The sequence below is a fragment of the Chromobacterium vaccinii genome (assembly GCF_001855275.1).
Lineage (GTDB): Bacteria > Pseudomonadota > Gammaproteobacteria > Burkholderiales > Chromobacteriaceae > Chromobacterium > Chromobacterium vaccinii.
This window is the reverse complement of record NZ_CP017707.1, coordinates 4,572,517-4,594,273: the sequence shown is the minus strand read 5'-3', so window position 1 is coordinate 4,594,273 and position 21,757 is coordinate 4,572,517. Positions and strand designations below refer to the sequence as shown.

The 21,757-nt window shown below is 64.8% G+C and carries 18 protein-coding genes; 16 read left to right on the top strand and 2 right to left on the bottom strand.

Annotation, left to right across the window (positions count from 1 at the left end; all coding sequences use genetic code 11):
* The first annotated feature begins 9 nt into the window (after positions 1–9).
* The 3 genes from alaS (at position 10) to BKX93_RS21225 (ending at position 4,200) form a co-directional block, all read left to right on the top strand.
* Positions 10–2,643, top strand: coding sequence for an alanine--tRNA ligase (alaS, locus tag BKX93_RS21235; protein WP_046158185.1), 2,634 nt, complete (start codon positions 10–12; stop codon positions 2,641–2,643).
* 111 nt (positions 2,644–2,754) lie between these two features.
* A complete protein-coding gene (locus BKX93_RS21230) occupies positions 2,755–3,240 on the top strand; it encodes a GNAT family N-acetyltransferase (protein WP_046167332.1) in 486 nt (161 codons plus the stop codon).
* A 213-nt stretch (positions 3,241–3,453) separates the two neighbouring features.
* A complete protein-coding gene (locus BKX93_RS21225; RefSeq protein ID WP_052729375.1) occupies positions 3,454–4,200 on the top strand; it encodes a substrate-binding periplasmic protein in 747 nt (248 codons plus the stop codon).
* 147 nt (positions 4,201–4,347) lie between these two features.
* Here the strand turns inward: BKX93_RS21225 and BKX93_RS21220 are convergent, their stop codons facing one another.
* Positions 4,348–5,115 (bottom strand): sulfite exporter TauE/SafE family protein, encoded by a 768-nt coding sequence (locus tag BKX93_RS21220; protein WP_046158186.1) that lies wholly within the window; start codon positions 5,113–5,115, stop codon positions 4,348–4,350.
* 349 nt (positions 5,116–5,464) lie between these two features.
* On the opposite strand from BKX93_RS21220, the gene BKX93_RS24950 reads away from it, so the two are divergent.
* From BKX93_RS24950 to kdpE, 7 genes are all read left to right on the top strand, one after another.
* The gene (locus BKX93_RS24950) at positions 5,465–5,653 is read left to right on the top strand and encodes a hypothetical protein (protein ID WP_011135152.1); all 189 of its coding nucleotides are present in this window, start codon (positions 5,465–5,467) and stop codon (positions 5,651–5,653) included.
* 406 nt (positions 5,654–6,059) lie between these two features.
* Positions 6,060–6,149 (top strand): K(+)-transporting ATPase subunit F, encoded by a 90-nt coding sequence (gene kdpF / locus BKX93_RS21205; protein ID WP_021476355.1) that lies wholly within the window; start codon positions 6,060–6,062, stop codon positions 6,147–6,149.
* A gap of 2 nt (positions 6,150–6,151) precedes the next feature.
* Positions 6,152–7,960, top strand: coding sequence for a potassium-transporting ATPase subunit KdpA (gene kdpA, locus BKX93_RS21200; protein ID WP_070981263.1), 1,809 nt, complete (start codon positions 6,152–6,154; stop codon positions 7,958–7,960).
* A 24-nt stretch (positions 7,961–7,984) separates the two neighbouring features.
* A complete protein-coding gene (gene kdpB, locus BKX93_RS21195; RefSeq protein ID WP_046158189.1) occupies positions 7,985–10,099 on the top strand; it encodes a potassium-transporting ATPase subunit KdpB in 2,115 nt (704 codons plus the stop codon).
* Between the two features lie 78 nt (positions 10,100–10,177).
* Positions 10,178–10,756 (top strand): potassium-transporting ATPase subunit KdpC, encoded by a 579-nt coding sequence (kdpC, locus tag BKX93_RS21190; protein ID WP_046167330.1) that lies wholly within the window; start codon positions 10,178–10,180, stop codon positions 10,754–10,756.
* A 6-nt stretch (positions 10,757–10,762) separates the two neighbouring features.
* Entirely contained in the window at positions 10,763–13,450 is a 2,688-nt protein-coding gene (locus BKX93_RS21185) for a sensor histidine kinase (protein WP_046167329.1), read from the top strand.
* Positions 13,451–13,470: 20 nt separating this feature from the next.
* Complete coding sequence (gene kdpE, locus BKX93_RS21180) at positions 13,471–14,187, top strand: two-component system response regulator KdpE (RefSeq protein ID WP_021476360.1); 717 nt, start codon at positions 13,471–13,473, stop codon at positions 14,185–14,187.
* Between the two features lie 7 nt (positions 14,188–14,194).
* On the opposite strand, the gene BKX93_RS21175 is transcribed toward kdpE, so the two are convergent.
* On the bottom strand, positions 14,195–14,785 hold the full coding sequence (locus BKX93_RS21175) for a TetR/AcrR family transcriptional regulator (RefSeq protein ID WP_046167328.1): 591 nt from the start codon (positions 14,783–14,785) through the stop codon (positions 14,195–14,197).
* Between the two features lie 962 nt (positions 14,786–15,747).
* Here BKX93_RS21175 and BKX93_RS21170 point away from each other — a divergent pair.
* From BKX93_RS21170 to BKX93_RS21145, 6 genes are all read left to right on the top strand, one after another.
* Positions 15,748–16,830, top strand: a complete 1,083-nt coding sequence (locus tag BKX93_RS21170) for a hydroxymethylglutaryl-CoA synthase (RefSeq protein ID WP_070981261.1) — start codon at positions 15,748–15,750, stop codon at positions 16,828–16,830.
* Positions 16,831–16,853: 23 nt separating this feature from the next.
* Positions 16,854–18,050 (top strand): thiolase family protein, encoded by a 1,197-nt coding sequence (locus tag BKX93_RS21165; protein ID WP_046158194.1) that lies wholly within the window; start codon positions 16,854–16,856, stop codon positions 18,048–18,050.
* Between the two features lie 11 nt (positions 18,051–18,061).
* A complete protein-coding gene (locus tag BKX93_RS21160) occupies positions 18,062–18,502 on the top strand; it encodes a Zn-ribbon domain-containing OB-fold protein (protein ID WP_046158195.1) in 441 nt (146 codons plus the stop codon).
* Positions 18,503–18,597: 95 nt separating this feature from the next.
* The gene (locus BKX93_RS21155) at positions 18,598–19,647 is read left to right on the top strand and encodes a type III polyketide synthase (protein ID WP_021476366.1); all 1,050 of its coding nucleotides are present in this window, start codon (positions 18,598–18,600) and stop codon (positions 19,645–19,647) included.
* Positions 19,648–19,808: 161 nt separating this feature from the next.
* Positions 19,809–21,092 (top strand): MFS transporter, encoded by a 1,284-nt coding sequence (locus tag BKX93_RS21150; RefSeq protein ID WP_070981259.1) that lies wholly within the window; start codon positions 19,809–19,811, stop codon positions 21,090–21,092.
* 300 nt (positions 21,093–21,392) lie between these two features.
* Entirely contained in the window at positions 21,393–21,692 is a 300-nt protein-coding gene (locus BKX93_RS21145; RefSeq protein WP_021476368.1) for a hypothetical protein, read from the top strand.
* Positions 21,693–21,757 lie beyond the last annotated feature (65 nt).

Genomic DNA, 21,757 nt, shown 5'->3' with positions numbered 1-21,757 from the left:
CCGAAAATCATGAAAACCTCTGAAATTCGCAAGAAATTCCTGGATTTCTTCGCCTCCAAAGGCCACCAGGTAGTTCCCTCCAGCAGCCTGATCCCCGGCAACGACCCGACGCTGATGTTCACCGTCGCCGGCATGGTGCAGTTCAAGGACGTGTTCCTGGGTTTTGAAAAGCGCGACTACACCCGCGCCACCACCAGCCAGAAATGCCTGCGCGCGGGCGGCAAGCACAACGACCTGGAAAACGTCGGCTACACCGCGCGCCACCACACCTTCTTCGAAATGCTGGGCAACTTCAGCTTCGGCGATTACTTCAAGCGCGACGCCATCACCTTCGCCTGGGAATTCCTGACCGGCGAGCAATGGCTGGCTCTGCCGAAGGACAAGCTGATGGTGACGGTGTACGCGTCGGACGACGAAGCCTACGACATCTGGCACAACACCGTCGGCGTGCCGGCCGACAAGATCGTCCGCATCGGCGACAACAAGGGCGCGCCGTACGCGTCCGACAACTTCTGGACCATGGGCGACACCGGCCCCTGCGGCCCGTGCACCGAGATCTTCTTCGACCACGGCCCGTCCGTCGCCGGCGGCCCTCCGGGCAGCCCGGACGAAGACGGCGACCGCTTCATGGAGATCTGGAACAACGTCTTCATGCAGTTCAACCGCGACGACGCCGGCACGCTGCACCCGCTGCCCAAGCCGTCGGTCGACACCGGCATGGGTCTGGAGCGCCTGTCCACCGTGCTGCAGCACGTGAAGTCCAACTATGAAACCGACGCGCTGGCCTGTCTGGTGCGCGCCGCCGCCCGCGAAACCGGCGTGGAATACAGCCAGGACGTGCCGTCGCTGAAAGTGATCGCCGATCACATCCGCGCCTGCTCCTTCATGGTGGCCGACGGCATCCTGCCGTCCAACGAGGGCCGCGGCTACGTGCTGCGCCGCATCGCCCGCCGCGCGATCCGCCACGGCTACAAGCTGGGCCAGAAGGGCCTGTTCTTCCACAAGATCGTCGCCGACCTGGTCGCCGAGATGGGCGAAGCCTATCCGGACCTGCGCGAGAAGCAGGCGCATATCGAAGACGCGCTGCGCGCCGAGGAGATCAAGTTCGCCGAGACGCTGGAAATCGGCATGGGCCTGGTGGACTCCGCGCTGGAAGGCGGCAAGGCCGCTCTGGACGGCGACACCATCTTCAAGCTGTACGACACCTTCGGCTTCCCGGTGGACCTGACCGCCGACATCTGCCGCGAGCGCGGCATCCATGCCGACCTGGAAGGCTTCGAGCGCGCGATGGAAGCGCAGCGCGAGCGCGGCCGCGCCGGCTCCAACTTCAAGATGAGCGGCAAGATCGCCTACAACGGCGACGACACCCGCTTCCACGGCTACGACAAGAGCAGCGTCGACGCCAAGATCCTGGCGCTGTACAAGGGCACCGAACCGGTCGACAGCCTGTCCGCCGGCGATGAGGGCATCGTGGTCCTCGACCACACCGCCTTCTACGCCGAAGGCGGCGGCCAGGTGGGCGACGTCGGCGAAATCTCCGCCGCCGGCGGCATCGCCGCGCTGTTCGACGTGGCCGACACCCAGAAAATCCAAGGCGCGGCCTTCGGCCACAAGGGCAAGCTCGCCCGCGGCGCGCTGAAGGTGGGCGACGCCGTCACCGCCACCATCGACCTGCACCAGCGCCAGGCCAGCGCCCGCAACCACTCCGCCACCCACCTGCTGCACGCGGCGCTGCGCCATGTGCTGGGCGGCCACGTGGTGCAGAAGGGCTCGCTGGTGAATCCGGAGCGCACCCGCTTCGACTTCGCCCACGGCGAAGCCGTCACCGCCGCGCAGATCGCCGAGCTCGAACGCGTGGTCAACCACGTGATCGCCGCCAACTACGAGGTCAAGGCCGAGCTGATGAGCATGGAAGCCGCGCAGAAGTCCGGCGCGATGATGCTGTTCGGCGAGAAGTACGGCGACGAAGTGCGCGTGTTGACCATGGGTGACTTCTCCGCCGAGCTGTGCGGCGGCACCCACGTCAAGCGCACCGGCGACATCGGCCTGTTCAAGATCGTGGTCGAAGGCGGCGTGGCCGCCGGCGTGCGCCGGATCGAGGCTGTCACCGGAGAAGGCGCGCTGGCCTACATCCAGGCCCAGGACGCGCTGATCAAGGAAGCCGCCGGCGCGCTGAAGGCGCAGACCAGCGACGAGGTGGTCGCCAAGATCACCGCGCTGCAGGACAACGTGAAGTCGCTGGAGAAGGAGCTGGCCAAGTTGAAAGGCCAGCTGGCGGCCTCCGCCGGCGACAGCCTGTCCGACGCCGCCGCCGACGTGAACGGCGTCAAGGTGCTGGCGGTCGAGCTGCCGGGCGCCGACAACACTGCGCTGCGCGAAACGCTGGACAAGCTGAAGGACAAGCTGGGCTCCGCCGCCATCGTGCTGGCCGCCAAGGGCGATGGCAAAGTGGCACTGGTGGCCGGCGTCACCGCCGACCTGACCGGCAAGCTGAAAGCCGGCGAGTTGGTCAACTTCGTCGCCCAGCAAGTGGGCGGCAAAGGCGGCGGCCGTCCGGACATGGCACAGGCCGGCGGCACCCAGCCGGAAAACCTGGACGCCGCGCTGAAAGGCGTGCAAGCCTGGGTGGCGGGCAAGCTGTAAACCGCCTCTTGTTGCGCAGAACAAACGGCCGCATGGATTCCATGTGGCCGTTTTTCATATGTTCATAATTTCTGGTTACACTCGACGGCGGCCCATCCTCAGGAACACGTCATGAGCGATACCGCATTCCGCCTTGCCGGCTGGGACGACCTTCCCGCCATCCGCCTGCTGTTGCAGCAGGCCTTCACGCCATTGCAAGAGATATTGCCCAGCCGTCCCACCGCACTGGACGAAACCATAGGCAGCCTGACCGGCCACCTGGCCAGCGGCAGCCAGATTTTCGTCGCCGAGCGGCAAGGGCTACCGGTCTCCTGCCTGCTGGTGCTGCCGCCCGACGACGGCTGCGCCGAAGTCAAACGCGTCTGCACCCACCCCGATTGGCAAGGCCATGGCCTGGGATCGGCGCTGATGAGCCACGCGGAGCAGCAACTCAGCCTGCAAGGCGTGCAAAGGCTGAAACTGTCCACTCGCCGCCGGCTGCCCGACAACCTGCGCTTCTACCAGCGGCTGGGCTACAGCCAGAGCGCGATCCAGCCTTACCCGGCCGGCATCGACGACGAGCGCATCGAACTGAGCAAGACGCTGGCGGCAGCCTGAGCATCTTGTAATAGTCTCAATTATCCAAACCAACAAAATCTGTAAGTTTGTTTCAAATCAAAGCACATGAAATCATAAATTACTAATATAACCATGCTTCTTATGGCTTCTCCTTTGTTGTTTGCTTTGATGCCCCGGCACCCCCGGGGCTCTTTTTTTGTCCGCCGCGCTTATAGTGGGAAATGAAAACATGCTGCCGCACCGGAGACATCCATGCGCGTCGCCGTCATCTCCCTGCTCTGCCAACTCCTGGCCCTGCCCTCCCACGCGGAGGCGCCGCCTCCCGATCTGCTCGCGCTGACCGAATCCCTGCCCCCTCTCAGCTATGAGGAGGGAGGCGAACACAAGGGTTTCTCCAACGAATTGCTGCAGATGATGCTGCGCGACAGCGGCTTGCGCGCCGTGATTGAAGTCAAGCCGTGGAGCCGGGCGCTGAGGGAAGCGCAGCAAACGCCCAATACCCTGCTCTATCTGACGGTCAGGACGCCGGAACGCGAGGCATGGTTCAAATGGATAGGCCCGGCGCTGCCGCTGCCGATCGAGGTATTCCGGCTGGCCGGACCGCATGCCCCGCCGCCATCGCCAGACGAAATCCGGCGGGCCAAGATCGCGGTGGCTCGCGACACGCCGGGAGAGAAGATACTGGAGGAAAAGGGCCTCGCCGCCAGCGACAATCTGGTGCTGACCAACGACGAGGCCCAGTCCGCCAGACTGCTGTACGCGCGCCGCGTGCAATTCAGCGCCGGCGTTGGCCTGTTTCAGCGCTACGCCGCTCGCCAGCAAGGACAAAATCCGGAACAGCTGGAACCGGTGCTGGCGCTGGACGACCGCACCCGCTTCTATTTCGCATTGCAAAAAGACAGCAAGCCGGAATACGCCGCGCGGCTGCAGGCGGCGCTGGACAAAATCAAGCAGGATGGCCGCTACGCCGCGCTGTTGAAGCGCTACAACCATCCATAGGAAATAGGCCAGTCGCAGGAACCGGCCGCCTCAAACGCAAGCGCCGCTGACAAAAGTCCCTAACCAAGGCGCGCCGCCGCAGGCGGTACACATGGTACGACAAGGAGGCGCAACGCAATCGAGGCTTTTGTCCGCGGCGCAAAAAAGCTAAAGCACCAGCTTGCCGCCCGCCAACGCCAACATCACCGCCAGCGCCGGCCGCAGCCAGTGGTCGGACAGGCGGCCGGCCAAGCGGCTGCCCAGCCAGATGCCCGGCAAGGAACCGCTGAGCAGCTTCAACAGCAGCACCCAGTCCAGATGACCCATGCCGGCATGGCCCAGGCCGGCCACCAGCGTCAACGGCACCGCGTGGGCGATCTCGGTGCCGACCAGCCGCGAAGTGGGCAAGGCCGGATACAGCATGAACAGGGCCAATGTGCCCAGCGCGCCGGCGCCGATCGAGCTTAGCGTCACCAGCACGCCCAGCACCACGCCGACCAGCGCCGTCGGCCACCAGCGGCCATCGGCGCCCAGCTTGGCCGCATGATGGCCGCCGACCTTCAGCAGCCAGGGCTTGAACAGGATGGCGAAAGCCGTCAGCAGCAGCGCCAGTCCCAGCACGAAGCGGAACAGCGCGTCCATCACCTGGGCCGGCACGTGCAGCCAGGACAACAGGCCCAGCGTCAGCAGCGCCGCGGGCACGCTGCCCAAGGACAGATGCCAGGCGATGCGCCAATCTATGTGGCGCTGCTTGTGATGCACCACCACGCCGCCGGCCTTGGTCACCGCGGCATACAGCAGATCGGTGCCGACGGCGGTTGCCGGCGAGATGCCGAACCACAGCAGGATGGGCGTCATCAGGGAGCCGCCGCCCACCCCGGTCAAACCGACGATGAAACCGACGGCCAGCCCCGCCATCGTATATCCCAAATCCATGGGAGCCCCCATTCATGCTGCAAGATGTCGTTGATGCTACGCGCTTTGCTTATAACAATTTAGACCTATTAGCTACAACTTTATGATCAACAACACTAACCCATGCTTCCATGCAGGTTTCATCGCAGCGTCAAGCCGGCGTAACACGGTTCGACTATGTTTCGATATGAACAAAACGACAAGGAACGCCACAACCCCTTCCCGATTTACACCCAAGTGCTTTACAAACCAGGCAAATCGCGTCAACTTGATACTGTCAGGGCGCAGCCTGACCGCTTGCGACACCCAACAGCACGCCAGCCGCCAGGCACCCCTGAGAAGCCCACGTTTCGAGATCGAAAGGTGCAGGATGATTTCTCGTATCCCCCTGAGCGTTCGCAGAAAACAAGCCCGTGACCAACATGAAAGCTTTCTCTACGCAGTAGCCAAGCCCCAGCTGAGCGACGAGGAACGATCCCGCCAACAGAAGGTTCGCCAGCGCGCGCACGACCGCGACGACGCCCGTTTCCTGGCCGATCGCTGCGACGATCTGTTCTGACCCTATGCCCGGGGCCCCTGGCCCCCGCAGCCTTCCCCTCGCCCAAGGCTGAGCGTCTCCTGTTTTTCTTTACACCCCCTCTCCCGCCCTAACTGCCCGTTGATCCCGACGGACAAAGCCTTCAAACTCGCCGGCATCCAGGCTCTCCAGCTAAAGAAAATCCCCCAAAATAGCCAAACCGCTAATTAATCAATCAAAAAATTGCCGATAAAGATAATTTTTATATTTTCTTTATGTCCGTTAGCGCGCTTTTATCATGTTTTTGACGCCGGTTTGATTACCTTCCACATCGCACATTACGTATGGAGATTTTCGTTATGGATCTGCTCTACCTGGGCCTCATCGCGCTGTTCGGCGCGCTGACTTGGCTCTTGATCGCAGCCTGCGACCGTTTGGGAGGCAAGCAATGACTGCCTGGTACCTGATCAGCGCCTTGCTGGCGCTGGGACTGTTCGTCTACCTGATCTACGCATTGGTCAAACCGGAGAATTTCTAATCATGAGCACACCCGCCATGCTGCAACTGGGCTTGTTCCTGGTTGTGTTGATCGCGCTGGCCTGGCCGCTGGGCGCTTACATGACGCGCGTCATGCAGGGGGAAAATGTCGGGCCGGTCCGCTTCTTCGCGCCGCTGGAGCGCGCCTTCTACCGCCTGGCCGGCATCAAGCAGGATGAAGAGATGGGCTGGCGCGGCTACGCGGTGGCGCTGATCCTGTTCAACGTGCTGGGCGTGGCCGCCGTCTACGCGCTGCAACGGCTGCAGGGCATGCTGCCATTCAATCCGCAGGCGATGGCCGCGGTATCGCCGGACTCCTCGTTCAACACCGCTGTTTCCTTCGTCACCAACACCAACTGGCAAGGCTACGGCGGCGAAACCACGATGAGCTATCTGACCCAGATGCTGGGACTGACGGTGCAGAACTTCGTGTCCGCCGCCACCGGCGCCGCCGTGGTGATCGCGCTGATCCGCGGCTTCGCCCGCCACAGCAGCGCCAAGATCGGCAACTTCTGGGTGGACGTCACCCGGATGACGCTGTACGTGCTGCTTCCGCTGGCCGTGGTATTCGCGCTGGTCTTCTCCCAGCAGGGCGTCATCCAGAACCTGTCCGCCTACAAGGACGCGCATACCGTCGAAACCGTCAAATACCAGCAACCCAAAGTGGACGCCAAGGGCAATCCGGTGCTGGGCAAGGACGGCAAGCCGGCGATGGACGACAAGACCAGCCAGACGCAGACGCTGCCAATGGGCCCGGTGGCCTCGCAGGAAGCGATCAAGATGCTGGGCACCAACGGCGGCGGCTTCTTCAACGCCAACTCCGCCCACCCGTATGAAAATCCGACGCCGCTGGTCAACTTCCTGCAGGACATCGCCATCTTCCTGATCCCGGCCGCGCTGTGCTTCCTGTTCGGCCGCATGGTCGGCGACCGCCGCCAGGGCTGGGCCATCCTCGCCGCGATGACCATCATGTTCGCCACCGCGGTGGTGGTGGAAACCAGCGCCGAGCAAGCCGGCGTGCCGCAATACAGCTCGCTGGGCATAGACCAGCGCGCAAGCCAGCTGCAATCCGGCGGCAATATGGAAGGCAAGGAAACACGCTTCGGCATCATCGACACCTCGCTGTTCGTCGCCGTGACCACCTCCGCCTCCTGCGGCGCGGTCAACGCGATGCACGATTCGCTGACGCCCATCGGCGGCCTGGTGCCGATGTTCCTGATGCAGCTGGGCGAAGTGGTGTTCGGCGGCGTCGGCTCCGGCCTGTACGGCATGCTGATCTTCGCGATCCTGGCGGTGTTCATCGCCGGCCTGATGGTGGGCCGCACGCCGGAATACCTGGGCAAGAAGATCGAAACCTACGAGATGAAGATGACCGCGATCACCATCCTGGTGACGCCGACTCTGGTGCTGGCGCTGACCGCGATCGCCGTCAGCCTGGCCGCGGGCAAAGCCGGCATCGCCAACCCGGCCGCGCACGGCTTCAGCGAGATCCTGTACGCGTTCACCTCGGCCGCCAACAACAACGGCAGCGCCTTCGCCGGCCTGTCCGCCAACACGCCGTTCTACAACATCATGACCGGCCTCGCGATGTTCTTCGGCCGCTTCTTCATGATCGTGCCCATCCTGGCGATCGCCGGCTCGCTGGCCGCCAAGAAGCGCCTGGCCGTCACCGGCGGCACCCTGCCTACCCACGGCCCGCTGTTCGTGACGCTGTTGATCGGCACCGTGCTGCTGGTGGGCGCCCTCAACTATGTTCCGGCCCTGGCGCTGGGCCCGGTGGTCGAGCACCTGCAAATGCTCGCCGCCCGCTAAGCGCGTCAGTCAAGGAAACTCGATATGAACGACAACAATCATTCCAAGCCGCTGGCGGCCCCCGCCGCCAGCCACAAGAGCGCCAGCAAGTCGCTGCTCGATCCGGCGCTGATGAAGCCCGCCATCGTCGACTCGTTCAGGAAACTGTCGCCTCGCACCCAGTGGCGCAACCCGGTGATGTTCGTGGTGTACGCCGGCAGCATCCTGACCACGGCGCTGTGGATCCAGTCGCTGGTCGGCCATGGCGAGGCTCCGTCCGGCTTCATCCTGGCCGTGGCGCTGTGGCTGTGGTTCACCGTGCTGTTCGCCAACTTCGCCGAGGCGCTGGCCGAGGGCCGCAGCAAGGCCCAGGCCGCCAGCCTGCGCTCCGCCAAGAAGAACGTGGTGGCCAAGAAACTGGCCGGCGGCAATCACGGCGCCGCCAAGAGCATCGTCGACGGCGCCAGCCTGCGCAAGGGCGACTACGTGCTGGTGGAAGCCGGCGACGTCATCCCGGTTGACGGCGACGTGATCGAAGGCGTGGCCTCGGTGGACGAATCGGCCATCACCGGCGAATCGGCGCCGGTGATCCGCGAGTCCGGCGGCGACTTCTCCTCGGTCACCGGCGGCACCCGCGTGCTGTCCGACTGGATCGTGGTGAAGATCACCGCCAATCCGGGCGAAACCTTCCTCGACCGCATGATCGCGATGGTGGAAGGCGCCAAGCGCCAGAAGACGCCGAACGAGATCGCGCTGACCATCTTGCTGGTGGCGCTGACCATCGTGTTCCTGATCGTCACCGTGACGCTGCTGCCGTTTTCGCTGTTCAGCGTGGACGCGGCCAAGGCCGGCACGCCGATCAGCATCACCACCCTGGTGGCGCTGCTGGTCTGCCTGATTCCGACCACCATCGGCGGCCTGCTGTCCGCCATCGGCGTGGCCGGCATGAGCCGCATGATGGGCGCCAACGTGATCGCCACCTCAGGCCGCGCGGTGGAAGCCGCCGGCGACGTGGACGTGCTGCTGCTGGACAAGACCGGCACCATCACGCTGGGCAACCGCCAGGCATCGGCCTTCATCCCGGCGCCGGGCGTGTCCGAGAAAGACCTGGCCGACGCCGCCCAGCTGGCCTCCCTGGCCGACGAAACGCCGGAAGGCCGCAGCGTGGTGGTGCTGGCCAAGCAGAAGTTCAACCTGCGCGAACGCCAGCTGGCCAGCCATGAAGCCGTGTTCATCCCGTTCACCGCGCAAACCCGGATGTCCGGCATCGACTACGACGGCCGCCAGATCCGCAAGGGCGCCATCGACGCGATCCGCCGCCACATCGCCGAACAAGGCGGGCAGTTCCCCGACGCGCTGGCGAAAAACGCCGAGGACGTGGCCCGCCGCGGCTCCACCCCGCTGTTGGTGGCGGAAGGCAACCGCGCGCTGGGCGTGATCGAGCTGAAGGACATCGTCAAGGGCGGCATCAAGGAACGCTTCGCCGAGCTGCGCCAGATGGGCATCAAGACGGTGATGATCACCGGCGACAACCCGCTTACCGCCGCCGCCATCGCCGCCGAAGCCGGCGTGGACGACTACCTGGCCGAGGCCACGCCGGAAGCCAAGCTCAAGCTGATCCGCAGCCATCAGGCCGAAGGCAAGCTGGTGGCGATGACCGGCGACGGCACCAACGACGCGCCGGCGCTGGCCCAGGCCGACGTGGCGGTGGCGATGAACACCGGCACCCAGGCGGCCAAGGAAGCCGGCAATATGGTGGATCTGGACTCCAATCCCACCAAGCTGATCGAGATCGTCGAAATCGGCAAGCAAATGCTGATGACGCGGGGCTCCCTGACCACCTTCTCCATCGCCAACGACGTGGCCAAGTACTTCGCCATCATCCCGGCGGCGTTCGCCAGCACCTATCCGCAGCTGAACGCGCTGAACGTGATGGGCCTGAACAGCCCGGCCTCGGCCATCATGTCGGCGGTGATCTTCAACGCCGTCATCATCGTGGCGCTGATTCCGCTGGCGCTGAAAGGCGTGAAATACCATGCCCGAAGCGCGGCCGAACTGCTGCGCGGCAACCTGCTGGTCTACGGCCTGGGCGGCCTGCTGGTGCCCTTCGCCGGCATCAAGCTGATCGACATGCTGCTGGGCGCGATGGGCCTGGTGTAAGCGGCGGCCGCGGCTCCCGGCATGCCGGGAGCCCGGCGACGCGGCGCGCTCCGCGCCAATAGAATGGAAAGGATTATCATGAAAGTCATTCGTCCCCTGCTGGTGATCTTCGGCGGCCTGTCGCTGATCACCGGCCTCGCCTACCCGCTCGCCACCACCGGCATCGCCCAGGCGGCGTTCCCGGCGCAGGCCAACGGCAGCCTGATCGAGAGAGACGGCAAAGTGGTGGGCTCGCGGCTGATCGGCCAGAGCTTCGCCGGCGAGCAATACTTCTGGGGCCGCCCGTCGGCCACCAGCCCGATGCCGTACAACGCCGGCAACTCCGGCGGCGCCAACCTGGGCCCGACCAATCCGGCGCAGCTGGCCGCGGTGAAAGGCAATGTGGAAGCGATCCGCAAGGCGCACCCGACCCAGACCGGCCCGGTGCCGGTGGACCTGGTGACCGCGTCGGCCAGCGGCCTGGACCCGGAAATCTCGCTGGCCTCCGCCTATTACCAGGTTGACCGCGTGGCCGCCGCGCGTAAACTGCCGGCAGACGCGGTGCGCAAGCTGGTCGACGGCCGCGTCGTCGGCGAAACCTTCGGCTTGCTGGGCGAGCCGCGCGTCAACGTGCTGGAGCTGAATCTGGCGCTGGACGAACTCTCCAAGAAAGCTTAAACCCGCATGACCGATCAGCGCCCCGACCCGGATGCCCTGCTGGATGAACTGAAGCGAGAAGAGCTGGAGGCTCAGCGCGGACGGCTGAAGATTTTCTTCGGCGCCTGCGCCGGCGTCGGCAAGACCTTCTCCATGCTGGCCGCCGCGCGGGTCAAGCAACAGGAAGGGGTCAAGGTGCTGGTCGGCGTGGTGGAAACCCACGGCCGCAAGGAAACCGCGGCCCAGTTGGACGGCCTGGAAGTGCTGCCGCCCAGCCGGATCGAGTACAAGGGCCGCGCGCTGTCGGAATTCGACATCGACGCGGCGCTCGCCGTCAATCCGCAACTGATCCTGATCGACGAGTTCGCCCACTCCAACGCCCCCGGCTCGCGCCACCCCAAGCGCTGGCAGGACGTGGAGGAGCTGCTCGCCGCCGGCATCGATGTCTACACCACTCTCAATGTGCAGCACCTTGAGAGCCTTAACGATGTGGTCGGCCAGATCACCGGCATCATCGTCAGGGAAACGCTGCCCGACCATGTGTTCGACATGGCCGATGAAGTCTCGCTGGTGGACCTGCCGCCGGACGAGCTGTTGTCCCGCCTCGCCGCCGGCAAGGTCTATCTGCCGCAGCAGGCCGAGCGCGCGGTGAAGAATTTCTTCCGCAAGGGCAATTTGCTTGCGCTGCGCGAGCTGGCCCTGCGCCGCACCGCCGACCGCGTCGACGCGCAGATGCGCGCCTATCGCGCCGACCAGTCGATCAAGCCGGTCTGGCACGCGCGCGAGCGGCTGCTGGTCTGCGTCGGCCCCGGGCCCGGCACGGAAAAGCTGGTGCGCAGCGCCAAGCGGCTGGCCGCCAATCTGGACGCCGACTGGATCGCCGTTTACGTGGAGACGCCCAAGCTGCAGCGGCTGCCGGAAGAGCAGCGCGCGCGGATATTGAAGGGGCTGAGGCTGGCGCAGGAGCTGGGCGCCGAAACCACGGTGCTGGGCGGCAGTTCGCTGGCCGCCACCTTGCAGGCCTACGCCCGCACCCGCAACGTATCCAAGCTGGTGGTGGGCAAATCCAGCCGCGGCTGGATCGCCCGGCGGTGGGAAGGCTCGCTGGTCGCCGAACTCAGCCGCCTGTCCGGCGATGTCGACGTCTACGTGGTGGCGCATGAGCTGGAGGAGGACGCGGACAAGCGCGGCAAGCGCGTGCCCAGCCTGCTGTTCAGCGACAGCGAGTCCGGCAACGCCGCGCGCGGCTACCTGGCCGCCGCCGCCATCTGCTTCGCCACCACCGAGCTCAACCACCTGCTGGTGCCCTACTTCGCGCTGTCCAACGTGATCATGGTGCACCTGCTGGCGGTGGTGCTGATCGCCACCCGCTACGGCCGCGGCCCCGGCGTGCTGGCGTCCTTCCTGTCGGTGGCGGCGTTCGATTTCTTCTTCGTGCCGCCGCAGCTGTCGTTCGCGGTGTCCGACACCCAGTACCTGCTGACCTTCATCGTGATGCTGGTGGTGGCGCTGATCATCAGCCAGCTGACCGCCCGCTTCCGCTTCGAAGCCACCATCGCCACCTACCGCGAGCGCCGCACCCGCGCGCTGTACGACCTGGGCCGCGAACTGGCCGGCGCGCTGACCGCCTCGCAAATCATCGAAACCGCGGTCGGCCGGCTGGAGCCGCTGTTCCGCGCCAAGGTGATGCTGTTCATCCCGGACAGCGAGGACCGCCTGCGCGCCGCCACCGACAGCGGCAACGACGCCGACGCCGGCGTCGCGCAGTGGGTGTTCGACAACCAGCAGCCGGCCGGCCTCGGCACCAACACGCTGCCGTCCAACGCCGCGCTCTATGTGCCGCTGAAAGCGCCGATGCGGGTGCGCGGCGTCATCGCGCTGTTGCCGGAGGAAACCGTCCACCCCTTCCTGCCGGAGCAGCAGCGGCTGCTGGAGACCTGCGCCGCCCAGATCGCGCTGGCGCTGGAGCGGGTGCATTACGTGGAAGTGGCCCAAGACGCCATCGTGGCGATGGAGTCGGAGCGGCTGCGCAACAGCGTGCTGTCGGTGGTGTCCCACGACCTGCGCACGCCGCTGACCAATATGCTGGGCATGGCCAATATGCTGAACGCACCCACCCTGCCGCCGGGCCAGCAAGCCGAGATCGCCCAGTCCATCCAGGACGAAGCGCTGCGGATGACCAAGCTGGTGACCAATCTGCTGGACATGGCCAAGCTGCAGTCCGGCGTCAAACTCAACAAGGAGTGGCAGCTGCTGGACGAAGTCGTCGGCAGCGCCGTTCGCGCCTGCGAGCGCAGCCTGCGCCACCACAAGCTGGAGCTGGATCTCAGCCGCGACCTGCCGGTGCTGGAGTACGACGCGGTGCTGATCGAGCGCGTGCTGGTCAACCTGCTGGAAAACGCCGGCAAGTACACGCCGGCCGGCTCGCGCATCGAGCTGGCCGCCCGCCACGACGGCGACAAGGTCCGCATCACCGTCACCGACGACGGCCCGGGCCTGCCCGCCAGCATGGAACAGCGCGCCTTCGACAAATTCACGCGCGGCGCGCCGGAATCCACCACGCCCGGCGTCGGCCTGGGCCTGGCCATCTGCCGCGCCATCATTGAAAACCACGGCGGAACGATAGAAGCCGGCAATGTCCGTCCGCACGGTGCCCGCTTCTGCTTCACGCTGCCGGCCGGCGCGCCCCCCGCGCTGCCGCCTGACGACGCCTGAAACCACAAGAGCGACAAGACATGAACGACGCACCCATCTCCGTAGTGATCATCGAAGACGAAAAGCCGATCCGCCGCTTCCTGTCGGCTGCGCTGGAAGAGGAGAATCTTACCGTCTACGAGGCCGAAACCGGCAAGCAGGGACAGATAGAGGCGGCGACCCGCAAGCCCGATCTGGTCATTCTGGACCTGGGCCTGCCGGACATGAACGGCATAGACGTGATCAAGAGCCTGCGCGAGTGGAGCGACATCCCCATCCTGGTGCTGTCGGCCCGCACCCAGGAGACCGAGAAAGTGGCGGCGCTGGACGCCGGCGCCGACGACTACCTGACCAAGCCCTTCGGCGTCGCCGAATGCCTGGCCCGGATCCGGGTGCTGCTGCGCCGCCGCATCCACGGCAGCGCGGCGGCGCAGCAAACTTTCCAGTTCGGCGACATCAAAGTGGATCTGGTCAACCGCCTGGTGCACAAGGGCGAAACCCCGGTGCATCTGACGCCCATCGAATACCGCTTGCTGTCCACGCTGATCCGCAACGCCGGCAAGGTCATCACTCACCGCGAGCTGCTGCTGGCGGTATGGGGGCCGTCATTCTCCGAACACAACCAGTATCTGCGCGTCTACATGGGCCACCTGCGGCAGAAGCTGGAAGACAATCCGGCGATGCCGCGCCACATCGTCACCGAAACCGGCGTCGGCTACCGGCTGGTGGAGCAGGAGCTGCGCCAGCCGGCGGATTGAAAGCCTTTCAGCGCGCGGCGCCGGACAGCAGCATGCCGATGAAAGCGTCGATGTCGCGCTCGGCGTCCAGTTGATCGGTCAACAGCCGATACCAACAGAAGCCGAATATCATGTCCAGCAGCAGCTCCAGATCGGCGTCCGACGCCAGCTCGCCGCGCCGCGCCGCGCTTTCCAGCAGTTGGCGCGGCAGCTCTCGCCGGCGGCCCATGAATTCGTTCTTCATCTGCATCAGGGTCTGCGGGTCCAGCTGCGCCTCGGCGATCACGCTGCGGAACGCCTCGCCGCAGATCGAAGAGCGCCACACCCGCCATAGATTGTGCAACAGGAAGGACAGGTCCTCTCTCAGCGAACCGCATTCCGGAAACTGCCTCACCTGCCCGCTTTCGCTTTCATACACCTCGGCGATCAGCGCCGCCTTGTTCGGCCACCAGCGATAGATGGTGGGCTTGCTGGCGCCCGCGCGCCGCGCCACCGATTCGATGCTGATGCCGCAGTAGCCGACTTCCTTGAGGATTTCTATTGTCGAATCCAGGATCGCCCGATGCGTCTGCGGATTGCGCGCAGCCCCGGTCGAGCTTCTGATGGTGTTCTGCGACATGGAAAGCCATCCTCCTATTCTATTCATGATGAAGTGCCGCCGGCGAGCGGCGCGTCTCTCCAGCGGATCTCGGTGCGGCATCGCCACGCGGGCATGATAGCAAGACGGCCTGGGCGGCTTCTTAATCAAAAGAAAAAACGAAACGTTTCGTTTTGTTATAGAGAGCCCGCTTACAACGAAACGACGATGCCCGCGGACCATGGGTGCCAACAGCGCCGATATCCTGGCCTTTGCAATACAAGGAAAGGAATCGGCGCATGCGCGCGAGGCGAGAGCGCCAAGATCAAAAATATCGTGAGCGGCAACATATCACCTAACCGGCCCGCTGCGACACCCATCGCCGCCGCCGCTCGCCTCTTCTTCGCAAAAAAACAACAATGAATCGGCGAGGCCCGCAGACTGAAAACTAATTCTAAAGATAAAACTCATATAAAAAACAATGCCAAAGCAGACAAATTTACTGTCATTCAACTGTCAATCTCGACTCCCGCCGCCCAACAATATTCCCAATCGAAAAACCTTGTCCTCGAACAACAAAACCATACAAGCGCCAACGAAAATTTCCGATCCAAGCAAAAATTGTCCACTTTTCATCAATTACGCAGCAAAAAAATCTCACTTTGCTTAGTCTCGATTGATGAATCATCAAGAAAAACCAACCTAGAACAGACATTCAAGTGGATTCCATACCCTCCGCGCGCTATCGATTCATTAAAACCATCATCTTAAATAACATTTCAATTAGTCTATTTTGTTCATTAATAAAATAATTCATGCTCGGCTGAAATTATAAGTTCACGAAATTTACCATTGACACAAAATGCCAACGGCATGCTAACTAAAAAAAGGAAACGGTACGTTTCGTATTTTTTAGCGGCATGCCCGTCCATCACGCCAAGATCTTCGGCGCCAAGCGGGCTGCGGCCGCCCACGCACAACCCGTTTAGCGAAAAGGAAGCGCCATGAAGAAGGCAGGCATAGTGAGCTATGGCAGCGCCATCCCGGTTTGCCGGCTCAAGATAGAAGACGTCGTGGACGTCTGGAAAAACACCGAGGCCGCGCTGGTGCGCGACCATCTGGGGGTCAGCGAGCGCGCGGTGCTGCAACCCGACGAGGACGTGATCACGCTAGGCGTGCTGGCCGCGCAGCGCGCGCTGGAGCACGGCGGACATCCCAGACTGGACGCGCTGTACCTGGGCACCTGCACCAACCCGTACGAATCCCGCGCCTCCGCCGCCGTGATTCTGGAAATGCTGGGCCAGGGCTACGACCTGTACTGCGCCGACATCCAGTTCGCCGGCAAATCCGGCACCTCCGCGCTGCAGATCGGGCAGGCGCTGGTCTCCGCCGGCATGGCGGAACACGCGTTGATCGTCGCCGCCGACGCCATCGGCCGCCACACCGCGCCGGGCGATCTGACCGAGTCCTACGCCGGCGCCGGCGCCGCCGCGCTGGTGCTGGGCAGCGGCAAGGTCATCGCCGAGATCGACGCCACCTTCTCCTGCGCCGCCGACGTCGCCGACAACATCCGCCCGCAAGGCGAGCGCTACATCCGCTCCGGCATGGGCTTGGGCTCGGACAAGAACGGCATCGGCCTGGAAGAGCAGACCCGCCGCGCGGTGCGCGGCCTGCTGGACAAACTGAAGTCTTCGCCGTCGGACTTCGACTACGCGGTGTTCCAGCAGAACGTGGCGGCAACCCCGCGCTCGCTGGGCCGACAGCTGGGCTTCGCCGCCGAGCAGGTGGAGCCGGCGCTGTTCGCCGGCAGCGTCGGCGACACCGGATCGGCCAGCCCGCTGCTGGGCCTGATCCAGGCTCTGGACCAGGCCAAGCCCGGCCAACGCATCCTGCTCGCCTCCTACGGCTTCGGCGCAGGCAGCGACGCCGTCGCGCTGACCGTGACCGACGAAATCGTCGAACACCAGCGCCGCGCCAAGCCGCTGGCCGCGCAACTGGCCGCCAAGCGCCATATCGATTACGGCACCGCGATCAAGTACGAGTTCAAGTACCTGCGTCCCGACTACGCCCTGACCGCCTACCTCTGAGATCGAGCAACAGGAGAATAATCATGAGCGCACGACGCGTCGCCATCGTGGCCGCGGCCTACACGCCCAAGCCGGGCAGCAGCCGGGTCCGCCAGACTTTCAAGGAAATGATCGTCGAGTCGTCCTACCAGGCCTTGGCCAACGCCGGCATGGACGCCCGCGAAATCCAGGGCGTGGCCTATGGCTACCACGGCGAGGGCATCTCGGAATACGGCGGCCTGGGCCCGACCATTTCCGACACGCTGGGCGTCAGCCCCGCCCCCACCTTCATCACCAGCTCGAACTGCACCAGCAGCTCGGTATCGTTCCAGATGGGCCACCAGATGGTCGCGTCCGGCGAGTACGACATCGTGTTGTGCGGCGGCTTCGAGAAGATGACCGACCATTTCAACTACGCCGAATACATCGGCTCCAGCACCGAGTGCGAGTACGACTACTTCCTGGGCATCTCGCACACCGACGCCTTCGCGCTGGCCACCTCGGAATACTTCCACCGCTACGGCTACGCCGGCCGCGAAGCCGACGTGCTGGCCGCCTTCGGCCGCCAGATGCGCGTCTACGCCCACAACACGCCGACCGCCACCCGCTACGGCCAGCCCATCCCCTCGCTGGACGAGCTGAAGAAAAGCGAGGCGCACGGCTCGATGCTGGCCTGGGGCGAGGCCAGCGGCTGCGCGATCCTGGTGGCCGAGCACCTGGCGCACAAGTACACCGACAAGCCGGTGTTCATCAAAGGCTGCGCCTACACCGGCGTGTCGCATTACTTCGGCACCCGCTACCACAATCCGACGCTGCGCCACCCGGGCCTGGCCACCGACACCGGCATGGCGCTGTCCGCCAACTCGGTCGCCTGCGCCGAGATCGCCTACAAGAAGGCCGGCATCAGCGCCAAGGACATCGACGTGGCCCAGGTCTACGACCTCTTGGGCGCCGGCCTGATCCAGATGGAATCGATGGGCATCTGCAAGCCCGGCCAGGCCGGCCACTTCGTGCTGGAAGGTGGCATCGCCATCGACGGCGAAACGCCGCTGAACACCGACGGCGGCAACATCGGCCGCGGCCACGCCTCCGGCTGCGACGGCATCCTGCACATCACCGAGCTGTTCCGCCAGCTGCGCGGCGAATCCGACAACCAGGTGAAGAACGCGCGCATCGCGGTCTCGCAAAACCTCGGCGGCTACGCCGCCCACAACTCGGTCATCGTACTGGGCAACGAATAAGGAGCGTCAGCATGTCCCTGTATCCGGAACACATCCACCGCATGACCACGGCCAGCATGCTGCGCGAATGGCGCGAGCATGGCGGCAAGTACCGCCTGGAAGGCACGCGCTGCAAGGCGTGCGGCGAAATCTTCTTCCCGCGCCGCAGCGTGTGCGGCGCCTGCAACTCGCTGAGCGTGGAAACCTACCGCTGCGCCCGCGCCGGCGTCATCGTGGCGCTGTCCGAGGCATCCAACCCCATCCTCGCCGGCATGGGCTACGGCGAGACCGTGCCGCGCCACATGGCGATGCTGAAGCTGGACGACGGCATCGGCCTCGCCTCCGAAGTGGTGGACGTGCTCGACCCGTCCCGGCTGAAGATCGGCGCCCGCGTGCGCATGGTGCTCCGCAAGCATGTGCGCGAGAGCAACCTGGCCTGGCAATACGCCTACAAGTTCGTGCTGGAAGATTGATCGCGACCGGGCGGGATGCGTCGCCCCGCCCGGCGCCCAGGATGAAAACGACGCCACCCGAATCTTAGCCACTCACTGATATAAAGGTCTGAACCATGTCCACGCTCTGCCAACCGTCCGTGCTGTTCCCGCAATACAAGATCACCCAGGCCCAAATGATCGAGCACCTGGAAGAACTGCACGGCGACCACCCGCGCCTGCCGCTGGCGCGCAGGATGATCCAGAACACCGAGGTGAACACCCGCCACCTGGTGCTGCCGATCGACGAATTGTCGGTGCACACCGGCTTCACCCACCGCAGCATCGTCTACGAGCGCGAGGCGCGGGCGATGTCGTCCAAGGCCGCGCTGCAGGCGCTGGAAAGCGCCGGCCTGACGCCGCAAGACATCCGCATGGTGATCGTCACCTCGTGCACCGGCTTCATGATGCCGTCGCTGACCGCCCACCTGATCAACGACCTGAACATGGCGCAATCGACGATCCAGCTGCCCATCGCCCAGCTCGGCTGCGTGGCCGGCGCCGCCGCCATCAACCGCGCCCACGACTTCGCCAGCCTGGGCGGCCGCAACCACGTGCTGATCGTGTCGCTGGAATTCTCGTCGCTGTGCTACCAGCCTGACGACACCAAGCTGCACGCCTTCATCTCGTCCGCGCTGTTCGGCGACGCCGTGTCGGCTTGCGTGGTGCGCGCCGACGACGACGCCGCAGGCTTCCATATCAAGGGCACCCGCTCCTTCTTCCTGCCCAAGAGCGAGCACTTCATCCGCTACGACGTCAAGGACACCGGCTTCCACTTCACGCTGGACAAGGCGGTGATGAACTCGATCAAGGACGTGGCGCCGGTGATGGAGGAGCTGAACCAGCAGGTGTACAACCAGCAGTGCTCGTACAACGACTTCTTCGTGTTCCACACCGGCGGCCGCAAGATTCTGGACGAACTGGTCAACAAGCTGGAGCTGCCGGCCGAGAAGGTGGCCCACTCCCGCAACAGCCTGTCCGAAGCCGGCAACATCGCCAGCGTGGTGGTGTTCGACGTGCTGAGCCGCCGCTTCGCCGCCAACACCGAAGAGGGCTCGATCGGCATGCTGGCCGCCTTCGGCCCGGGCTTCACCGCCGAGATGGCGGTGGGCCAGTGGGCGGCCTGAGGCCATCCGCCTGACAGGCGCGCCAAAACGGTGCGCCTGCTCCCTCCCGTCGTCACCTTCCCTTTCGCCACTTCCGCCGCGGCTCGCCGCCGGCCATCGGCTCCCCCATGCGGGTGGCCCTCGGATCGGCGCGTCCGTCGGCGACGCCTCAGGAAAACGCGATGAACAAGCCAACACTGCCCGGTCCCCGCGCCGGGCGACACGAAACCATCATGGTGGCGCTGCTGTCGCTGGGCTTCGGCCTGGTGGGGCTGGACCGCTTCATCATCCTGCCCTTGTTTCCGGTCATCATGCGGGACCTGCAAATGAACTATCAGGATCTGGGCAACCTGTCCGCCGCGCTGGCCATGGCCTGGGGCCTGGCCGCGCTGACCGTGGGCCGCATGGTGGACCGCCTGGGACGCAAAGCGGTGCTGGTCGGCTCGCTGCTGCTGGTTTCGGCGCTGTCCGGCCTGTCGGCGCTGGCGAACGGCCTGTTCGGCCTGCTGGCGCTGCGCGCGCTGATGGGCGTGTGCGAAGGCTTGTTCACGCCCGCCGGCATCACCGTCGCCACCGAGGTGTCCCACCCGGACCGGCGCGGCTTCAATCTGGGCGTGCAGCAAGCGTTGTTTCCGGTGCTGGGACTGGCGCTGGGGCCGCTGATCGCCGTCTGGCTGCTGGAAACGCTGCACTCCTGGCGCGGCGTGTTCGCCGTGGTGGCGCTGCCCGGCTTCCTGCTGGCCTGGCTGATCCAGCGCCACTACCGGCCGGAGCTTGGCCACCTGCCGGCCGCGTCCAGCCAGCCCGCCGGCGCCCCGCTGCCGTGGCGGCAGTTGCTGCGGCTGGGCAATATCCGGCTCAACGTATTGCTGATGTTCTGCATCCTGGCCTGCCAGTTCGTGCTGTGCGCGATGCTGCCCAACTATCTGACCGACCACCTGCGGCTGTCGACGATGGAAATGGCGTCGGTGATCTCCGCCATCGGCATCGGCGGCTTCATCGGCCAGTTGATCGTGCCAGGCCTGTCCGATCTCTACGGCCGCAAACCGGCGGTGATGCTGTCATTCGCCGCCAGCGCGGCGCTGGTGCTGCTGCTCAAGATGGCACCGGCCCAGCCATGGCTGCTGTTCATCCTGCTGTTCGGCATTTCCTTCTTCAATTGCAGCCTCACCTGCCTGACCGTGGGCCCGCTGACCGGGGAATCGGTGCCCGCCGCGCTGCTGCCGGCCGCCACCGGCATCGTGGTGGGACTGGGCGAGGTGCTGGGCGGCGGCGCGGCGCCGGCGCTGGCGGGTTTCGTCGCCACCCGCTTCGGCCTGCCGGCCATCCTTTACGTGGCTCTGGGCGGCAGCCTGGGCGGCCTGGCGCTGTCCACGCTGCTCAAGAGACCCCGCGAGGAACCGTCCAGCCTGCCGATACCGGATGAAATCCCGCCGTCGGCCCGCGCGCTGCCGGAACGGGTCTAGCCGGGAAACCGGTGTTGACAGCCAGCTGCCATCGGCATAATCTAATACTCATGCGCCGATTTGACACAGCTTGCGGGCGCTTGATAAATGCCAGCTAAAGCGTATCCGGATCAACCCGCTTGCGCTTAATGGCCAGCGGGTTTTTTCATGGCTGGCCGGGCATGCTCTCCCGCAGGCGGTTTCGGATCGGTTCAGGCGCCGAGTTAATGACAACTTGCAGGGCGCCGAAAAATCCTGCTAAAGCGTCGCCGGCCATCCAGGCCCGGCACGCGCAGCGCGACCGAACCTGGAGAGCCAAAAATGTACGACTGCCTGCAAGACAGCTATACCGATTTCTCTTTTGCGATTTTTGATGCCGTGGGAAGACCTCGCCCCCTCTGTGGCAGCCTGAGCGCCACACCGCTGCCGTCCGGCGACGACAGCGCCCTGCACGACCTCGCCGCTTTCGCCCGCGACCAGGGCTATGAGATAGACCGCTGCGAACAGCAACTGACCGTCCGCGACATCAGCCTGGCCGACGCGCTGGCGATCAACACCCGCTTCGGCGGCGAGCTGATCATCAGCTGCGATCTGCGGCGCGATCCGCCGGTGCGGTTCTAAGCGCGTCCTGCCAAGCGCCTGGGTCTATACTCCGTAGCGCAACGTGGCGCCATGTCCACGGGGCT

Excerpts from the sequence above, each read along its gene's own strand:
- BKX93_RS21170 (WP_070981261.1), top strand. The coding sequence starts at position 15,748 with ATGAAGAAGGCAGGCATAGTGAGCTATGGCAGCGCCATCCCGGTTTGC.
- kdpF (WP_021476355.1), top strand. The coding sequence starts at position 6,060 with ATGACTGCCTGGTACCTGATCAGCGCCTTGCTGGCGCTGGGACTGTTC.
- kdpE (WP_021476360.1), top strand. The coding sequence starts at position 13,471 with ATGAACGACGCACCCATCTCCGTAGTGATCATCGAAGACGAAAAGCCG.
- BKX93_RS21230 (WP_046167332.1), top strand. The coding sequence starts at position 2,755 with ATGAGCGATACCGCATTCCGCCTTGCCGGCTGGGACGACCTTCCCGCC.
- BKX93_RS21155 (WP_021476366.1), top strand. The coding sequence starts at position 18,598 with ATGTCCACGCTCTGCCAACCGTCCGTGCTGTTCCCGCAATACAAGATC.
- BKX93_RS21175 (WP_046167328.1), bottom strand. The coding sequence starts at position 14,785 with ATGTCGCAGAACACCATCAGAAGCTCGACCGGGGCTGCGCGCAATCCG.
- kdpA (WP_070981263.1), top strand. The coding sequence starts at position 6,152 with ATGAGCACACCCGCCATGCTGCAACTGGGCTTGTTCCTGGTTGTGTTG.
- alaS (WP_046158185.1), top strand. The coding sequence starts at position 10 with ATGAAAACCTCTGAAATTCGCAAGAAATTCCTGGATTTCTTCGCCTCC.
- BKX93_RS24950 (WP_011135152.1), top strand. The coding sequence starts at position 5,465 with ATGATTTCTCGTATCCCCCTGAGCGTTCGCAGAAAACAAGCCCGTGAC.
- BKX93_RS21225 (WP_052729375.1), top strand. The coding sequence starts at position 3,454 with ATGCGCGTCGCCGTCATCTCCCTGCTCTGCCAACTCCTGGCCCTGCCC.
- BKX93_RS21150 (WP_070981259.1), top strand. The coding sequence starts at position 19,809 with ATGAACAAGCCAACACTGCCCGGTCCCCGCGCCGGGCGACACGAAACC.
- BKX93_RS21220 (WP_046158186.1), bottom strand. The coding sequence starts at position 5,115 with ATGGATTTGGGATATACGATGGCGGGGCTGGCCGTCGGTTTCATCGTC.
- BKX93_RS21165 (WP_046158194.1), top strand. The coding sequence starts at position 16,854 with ATGAGCGCACGACGCGTCGCCATCGTGGCCGCGGCCTACACGCCCAAG.
- BKX93_RS21145 (WP_021476368.1), top strand. The coding sequence starts at position 21,393 with ATGTACGACTGCCTGCAAGACAGCTATACCGATTTCTCTTTTGCGATT.
- kdpC (WP_046167330.1), top strand. The coding sequence starts at position 10,178 with ATGAAAGTCATTCGTCCCCTGCTGGTGATCTTCGGCGGCCTGTCGCTG.
- kdpB (WP_046158189.1), top strand. The coding sequence starts at position 7,985 with ATGAACGACAACAATCATTCCAAGCCGCTGGCGGCCCCCGCCGCCAGC.
- BKX93_RS21160 (WP_046158195.1), top strand. The coding sequence starts at position 18,062 with ATGTCCCTGTATCCGGAACACATCCACCGCATGACCACGGCCAGCATG.
- BKX93_RS21185 (WP_046167329.1), top strand. The coding sequence starts at position 10,763 with ATGACCGATCAGCGCCCCGACCCGGATGCCCTGCTGGATGAACTGAAG.